Genomic DNA, 6,617 nt, shown 5'->3' with positions numbered 1-6,617 from the left:
ACGAAAATTTTCCGCCTGACCTCAGGCGGCAAGCTGATCGAAGGCATCTTCAAGGGCGAGACCATCAACACGCCCTCGATGCTGTGCGTCGAGGATTACCTCGATGCGCTCAACTGGGCGAAGTCGACCGGCGGCCTCGACGCGCTGATCGCCAGGGCGGATGCCAATGCGGCCGTCCTCGATCGCTTTGTCGGCAAGTCCTCCTGGCTCGGTCATCTCGCCGTCCAGCCGGCGACACGGTCGAACACGTCCGTCTGCCTGTCCTTCACCGATCCGGACGTGTCCGCGCTCGACGCCGACGGGCAGGCGGCCTTCGCCAAGGGGCTGGTGTCGGTGCTCGACAAGGAAGGCGTCGCCTATGATATCGGTGCCTATCGCGACGCACCGCCCGGCCTGCGCATCTGGTGCGGCGCGACGGTCGAGACGTCGGATCTCGAAGCGTTGCTGCCCTGGCTCGACTGGGCATTCGCCGCACAGAAGGCGTCGCTCAAAGCGGCGGCCTGAGATCATTCGCGGCGGCCTTCGGGCCGCCCACTCCCATCAGGATCAAATCCATTTCAAGGAGGCCGCCATGGCGCCCCGCGTTCTCGTCTCAGACAAACTCTCCCCCACCGCCGTGCAAATCTTCAAGGATCGTGGCGTCGAGGTCGACTATCTGCCCGATCTCGGCAAGGACAAGGATAAGCTCGCCGAAGTGATCGGCCAGTATGATGGCCTCGCCATCCGCTCGGCGACCAAGGTCACCGAAAAGCTGATCAACGCCGCTACCAATCTCAAAGTCATCGGCCGCGCCGGCATCGGCGTCGACAATGTCGATATCCCGGCGGCAAGCCGCAAGGGCATCATCGTGATGAACACGCCCTTCGGCAACTCGATCACCACAGCCGAACATGCGGTGGCGATGATCTTTGCGCTGGCGCGCCAGATCCCTGAAGCCAACGCCTCGACCCATGCCGGCAAATGGGAAAAGAACCGCTTCATGGGCGTCGAGATCACCGGCAAGACGCTGGGCGTCATCGGCTGCGGCAACATCGGTTCGATCGTCGCGACGCGCGGCGTTGGCCTCAAGATGCACGTCATCGCCTTCGATCCGTTCCTGTCGGACAGCCGTGCCGAGGAGCTTGGCGTCGACAAGGTCGAGCTCGACGAGCTGTTCGCCCGCGCCGATTTCATCACCCTGCACACGCCGCTGACCGACAAGACGCGCAACATCATCGATGCCGCGGCGATCGCCAAGATGAAGAAGGGCGTGCGCATCATCAATTGCGCACGCGGCGGTCTGATCGTCGAGGCCGATCTGGTCGCAGCGCTGAAGAGTGGCAAGGTGGCCGGCGCTGGCGTCGACGTCTTCGAGGTCGAACCGGCCGAGAACAACGAACTGTTCGGCATGGAGAATGTGGTGGCGACGCCGCATCTCGGCGCCTCGACGACGGAGGCCCAGGAGAATGTCGCGCTGCAGGTTGCCGAGCAGATGGCCGACTATCTGATCAAGGGCGCCGTCTCCAACGCCATCAACATGCCGTCGATCACCGCCGAGGAGGCGCCGCGGCTGAAGCCGTTCGTCAAGCTCGCCGAGGTGCTCGGCGCCTTTGTCGGCCAGGTCACCGAGGATCCGATCAAGGAGGTGGAGATCCTGTTCGACGGCTCGACCGCGACGATGAACACGCGCGCGCTGATCAGTGCAGCACTCGCCGGGCTGATCCGGCCTCAGGTCTCGGACGTCAACATGGTGTCGGCGCCGATCATGGTGAAGGAGCGCGGCATCATCGTGGCCGAGGTCAAGCGCGACAAGTCGGGCGTGTTCGACGGCTATATCAAGCTGACGGTGAAGACCGAGCACATGACGCGCTCGATCGCCGGCACATGCTTCTCGGATGGCAAGCCACGCTTCATCCAGATCAAGGGCATCAACCTCGATGCCGAGGTCGGCCAGCACATGCTCTACACCACCAATGCGGACGCGCCGGGCATCATCGGCCTGCTCGGCACCGTCTGCGGCGAGAATGGCGTCAACATCGCCAACTTCCAGCTCGGCCGCAACCGGCCGGGCGGCGATGCCATAGCGCTGCTCTATCTCGACGCGCCGTTCCCGGAAGCCGTGCTGGAAAAGGTCAAGGCGCACAAGTCGATCGACTCGGCCAAGCGGCTGCAGTTCGACGTCAACGCGATGTGATTGAGGACAGGCGGTCGCCGACCCACCTCGTTGACGCCGGCCGCCGCGGCGGCCGGTTCATGTCAACTCGTCCGAGCCATCGGAGACACCCACGCGATGTCGGTAGACCAGTTCCCAGCCCTTCCAGCCCGTAAACAGCAAGATGAGAACCACGATCAGCGATAGGACGATGCCGGTTGGCATCACGGCCGCCGCTCCGCCGGCATACCGCGAGTACCAGTTGTAAAGCTCGATCAACACGACGAGTACATTGCCGCCGGCATGGAGCCATGCCGTCGTGAGATTGCGGACCTGCACATCGCCGAGAACATCCGTCAAGCCAGCAAGCGCAGCCAGGGCAGCCATGATCAGGCCTGCGCCGAGAAGCCAAAGCGACCCGGTGACCCATCCAGGATCGGCTGTTCGCCAGAAGATAAGGTCGCAAACGAAGGTGCCGACAAAAAAGGCAATCGGAAACGGAATCAGCATCGGGTGGATAGGGTGACCAGCAATGCTTGCCGTGCTGCGAGGGTTGTGGCTCATCATGTCGCCTCCCTGGCGTTCAAACTCCGCTGGAGGTGAAATGTTCCAAGTAGGGGACGCGGCAGGATTCATGCCGCTGTTTCCGCGCCATTGGCGAAGTCCAGGCCGTTCGCGTGATTACCGCGACGGCGGAGGGCGTCAGCCGCCAAATGTCATCCGCGGTGGTCCGCCACCGCCATCTTGCGCCCGCTGTATTCGGCAAGCCCGATGCCGCCCAGCACGAGCACCAAGGCCAGCGCCTGATAGAGCTGGAACGTCTCGCCGACGATCAGCACCGACAGCAGCGTGCCGAAGATCGGCACCAGATTGATGAACAGGCCGGCGCGGTTGGCGCCGATCAGCTCGTTGCCCCTGATGTAGAAGATCTGCGAAACGACCGATGCGCCGATCGCCGTATAGACGATGACGGTCCAGCCGCGCGCGTCGGGCATGATGACCTTGCCGGCGAGGACCTCCCACAGGAAGAACGGCAACGAGGTGACGAGTGCCGAAACCGACAGGGCCAGCATCAGGCTCTGCCAGTGCATCACCGGCTTCAGCCGCAACCCCACCGAATAGCCGCTGTAGAGAAAGACTGCGACCAGCATGATGGCGTCACCGAAATTGAGTTCCAGCGTCAACAGCCGGCGCGGGTCGCCATGGCAGGCGGTGAGGATCACGCCGGCGACGGTCAGCACGACGCCGACAATCTGCGCCCAGTTCACGCGCAGGCGGAAGAAGACGAAATTGGCAGTCATGATCAGGATCGGCATCGCCGCCTGTTCGATCGAGACATTGATCGCTGTCGTGTAGTTGAGCGCCGTGTAGAAGATGGTGTTGAACAGGGTGAAGCCGCTGGCGCCGAGGGCGACCAGCACGAACCAGTGCTTGCGGACTACCGGCCAGTCCTTCTGGATGGTCTTCCAGCCGATGGGCAGCATGATCGCCACGGCCAGCACCCAGCGCAGGAAGACCAGCGTCATCGGCGAGACGTGATCGACCGCCAGCTTGCCGGCCACCGAATTTCCACCCCAAAGCAAGGTGGTGAGCAGCAGGAATATGTAGGCGCTTCGATGCATCGCGGGATTCCAGTCGCCGGAGCTGCGGTGTTTGCCGGCCTATTGCCCTCGCTCGCCCAAGTAAATGATGTCAAAGCCGAAAATTGTTGTGCCTCAGGGCATTTTCGACGGCAAAGAAAGGTCGCGCTCGCGAGGTCTTGACGTTATAGAGGCCTGTCGTTTCGAACCATATTCAAGCCGCTTGGCGGCGTCTCAAGGGAAAAGAAACATGGCCAATGTGGTGGTCGTCGGCTCGCAGTGGGGTGACGAAGGCAAGGGCAAGATCGTCGACTGGCTGTCGGAGCGCGCCGATGTCGTGGTGCGTTTCCAGGGCGGCCACAATGCCGGCCATACGCTGGTCGTCGACGGCAAGGTCTACAAGCTGTCGTTGCTTCCGTCGGGCGTCGTGCGCCACGGCAAGCTGTCCATCATCGGCAATGGCGTCGTGTTCGACCCGCACGCTTTCGTCGCCGAGGTGGCAAAACTCAAGGCGCAAGGTGTCGAAGTAGCGCCGGATCGCCTGAAAATAGCCGAAAACACAGCGCTTATCCTGTCCCTGCATCGAGAGCTGGACGGATTTCGTGAGGACGCCGCATCCAATTCCGGGACGAAGATTGGCACGACCCGTCGCGGCATCGGCCCCGCCTATGAGGACAAGGTGGGCCGGCGCGCGGTCAGGGTGATGGATTTGGCGGATTTGGAAACACTGCCCTTGAAAATCGACAGGCTGCTGACGCACCACAATGCGCTGCGTCGCGGGCTTGGTCATGCGGAAGTCACGCATGACACGATCATGCAGGAACTAACCTCGGTCGCCGACGACATCCTGCCCTATATGGACCGGGTCTGGAAGATCCTCGACGACAAGCGCCGGGCTGGCGAGCGCATCCTGTTCGAGGGCGCGCAGGGCACACTGCTCGATATCGACCACGGCACCTATCCGTTCGTGACCTCGTCGAACACGGTTGCCGGACAGGCTGCCGCCGGCTCCGGCGTTGGCCCGGGCGCCATCGGCTATGTGCTCGGCATCACCAAGGCCTATACGACACGCGTCGGCGAGGGTCCGTTCCCGACCGAGCAGAAGAACGAGGTCGGCGAATTCCTCGGCACGCGCGGCCATGAATTCGGCGTCGTCACCGGTCGCAAGCGCCGCTGCGGCTGGTTCGACGCGGTGCTGGTGCGCCAGGCCGTCGCGGTCAACGGCATCAAGGGCATCGCGCTGACCAAGCTCGACGTGCTTGACGGGCTGGACGAGATCAAGGTCTGCACCGGTTACCGTCTCGACGGCGAGATGATCGATTATCTGCCGGCCAGCCAGGGCGCGCAGGCACGTGTCGAACCGGTCTACGAGACGCTCGAGGGCTGGAAAGGCACCACTGCCGGCGCGCGCAGCTGGAATGATCTGCCGGCCCAGGCGGTCAAGTATGTCCGCTACATCGAGGAGCTCATCGGCGCACCGGTCGCGCTCCTTTCCACCAGCCCGGAACGCGACGACACGATACTTGTGACCGATCCGTTTCAAGACTAGTTTCTGAGCCTTTCCGGGCATCGCGGCTGATTTGCGGGGGCCGACGCGGAAGCAAAATACAGGTCGACTGAAGCATGGCAGATTTCGTTGCTATTCTGAAAAACGCGCTCGACAAGCATGGCGACGAGACGCCGGAAAAGCGTACGCGCATCTATGCCAGCGTTCGCACCATGCTAGCGAAGAAGCTTGGTGAACGTTCGCCGCCGTGGGCTCCCGAAGCCATAGCCACGCAGATGCGTTCGCTGGAAGACGCCATTACAAGCGTCGAGCGCGATTATGCCAAGAGCGTGCCGGAGACCGACCCGCTCGCGGAGCTGGAACACATCTTTTCGTCGATCGATCGCAACAAGAACCAGCCAAGCCATACGAGGCAGCCGGCGAAGGCGGAATCGGCCTGGCCGGCACCGCCCGTCGCCAAGCCCGAGCCCTATCAACCCGCGCCGCCGCCTGCCGCCAAGGTCGAGCCAAGCTGGCAAAGGTCGACGCCGGCGCCTGCCCAGCCGGCTCGCGCCGACACGCCTCTTCCAGGCATGAACGCCGAGGAGGCGGACGACGAGGCCGATGTCTTTTCCAGCAACGAAGACAATGAAGAGCCGGTACCGGATACCTTCCAGCGCCTGCGTCCCGCCGAGCGCAAGCGCAGCTATGGCGGGCTGATCGCGGCCGTCTTCGCACTGCTGGTCGTTGCCGGCGGCGGCTACGGCATCTGGCTGAACAAGGACGCCTTCGGCAAGATGCTGGGGCTTGGCGGCAATCAGGTAGCGAAAACCGAACCCGTGAAGCCAGCGCCGGCCAAGCCGGCAACCGATGCCGCGGCAGCGCCGCCGGCGCCCGCGGCTGGCGGCACGGAAGCCGAAAGCACGAAATTCACCCAGCGGCTGACACCGCAGGGCGGTGAAGTCGACCCGGGTCCGGCCGGTGGCCAAAGCGGCATCGGCGAAGGCGAATCGGTCGCGGCGCTGACCACCCCGCCCTCGGCCCCGAACGCACCGGCGATTTCCGCACCGGCCGCCGGTCCGCCTGCCGCGACTACGCCTCCGGCGACAGATGCCGCCCCCGCAACGCCGCCTGCCAACGGAGCAGCGCCTGCAGCGCCGGCCGGTGCTGCCGGCACGCCGCCAGCACCGGCAGGTGCCGCGCCGCCCGCCCCGGCGGCTGCGCCTGCGGAAGCCGCTCTGCCTGTCGGCCAGAAGGCGATCTTCTATGAGGAGCGCACCAGCACCGCCCAGGGCTCCGCCGAGCCCGGCAACATCGTCTGGTCGCTGGTGCAGGAATCGCCCGGTGGCGACCTGCCGCCGGAGCCGGCGATCCGCGCTGAGGCGACCATTCCCGGCAAGGACATCCAGTTGCGCATGAC

Annotated in this window: 5 protein-coding genes and 1 pseudogene; 4 read left to right on the top strand and 2 right to left on the bottom strand. The window is 64.0% G+C overall.

Annotated elements, in window-relative coordinates:
* Nucleotides 1-504: pseudogene (locus tag EN884_RS20310) on the top strand (phosphoserine aminotransferase); the annotation flags it as partial.
* A gap of 67 nt (nt 505-571) precedes the next feature.
* Nucleotides 572-2,173 carry a phosphoglycerate dehydrogenase gene (gene serA / locus EN884_RS20305; RefSeq protein ID WP_024502929.1) on the top strand — a complete coding sequence of 534 codons (1,602 nt, stop codon included), beginning with the start codon at nt 572-574 and terminating at the stop codon, nt 2,171-2,173.
* Between the two features lie 57 nt (nt 2,174-2,230).
* Here the strand turns inward: serA and EN884_RS20300 are convergent, their stop codons facing one another.
* Both EN884_RS20300 and EN884_RS20295 read right to left on the bottom strand, forming a co-directional pair.
* A complete protein-coding gene (locus tag EN884_RS20300) occupies nt 2,231-2,695 on the bottom strand; it encodes a DUF2231 domain-containing protein (protein WP_013529160.1) in 465 nt (154 codons plus the stop codon).
* A 152-nt stretch (nt 2,696-2,847) separates the two neighbouring features.
* Nucleotides 2,848-3,753, bottom strand: coding sequence for a DMT family transporter (locus EN884_RS20295; protein WP_063169196.1), 906 nt, complete (start codon nt 3,751-3,753; stop codon nt 2,848-2,850).
* 208 nt (nt 3,754-3,961) lie between these two features.
* On the opposite strand from EN884_RS20295, the gene EN884_RS20290 reads away from it, so the two are divergent.
* Together EN884_RS20290 and EN884_RS20285 are read left to right on the top strand one after the other, a co-directional pair.
* Complete coding sequence (locus EN884_RS20290) at nt 3,962-5,260, top strand: adenylosuccinate synthase (protein ID WP_063169195.1); 1,299 nt, start codon at nt 3,962-3,964, stop codon at nt 5,258-5,260.
* A gap of 74 nt (nt 5,261-5,334) precedes the next feature.
* On the top strand, nt 5,335-6,617 hold a 1,283-nt coding region (locus EN884_RS20285; protein WP_128360705.1), incomplete at its 3' end, for a hypothetical protein.

The organism is Mesorhizobium sp. M7A.F.Ca.AU.001.01.1.1, assembly GCF_004022735.1.
GTDB classification, from domain to species: Bacteria; Pseudomonadota; Alphaproteobacteria; order Rhizobiales; family Rhizobiaceae; genus Mesorhizobium; species Mesorhizobium ciceri.
Note: the sequence above shows the minus strand (reverse complement) of the source record. Positions and strands in the feature narration are given on the sequence as shown.

Bases quoted from the DNA above. Each gene is read 5' to 3' on its own strand.
- EN884_RS20300 (WP_013529160.1), bottom strand. From the start codon at position 2,695: ATGAGCCACAACCCTCGCAGCACGGCAAGCATTGCTGGTCACCCTATC.
- EN884_RS20295 (WP_063169196.1), bottom strand. From the start codon at position 3,753: ATGCATCGAAGCGCCTACATATTCCTGCTGCTCACCACCTTGCTTTGG.
- serA (WP_024502929.1), top strand. From the start codon at position 572: ATGGCGCCCCGCGTTCTCGTCTCAGACAAACTCTCCCCCACCGCCGTG.
- EN884_RS20290 (WP_063169195.1), top strand. From the start codon at position 3,962: ATGGCCAATGTGGTGGTCGTCGGCTCGCAGTGGGGTGACGAAGGCAAG.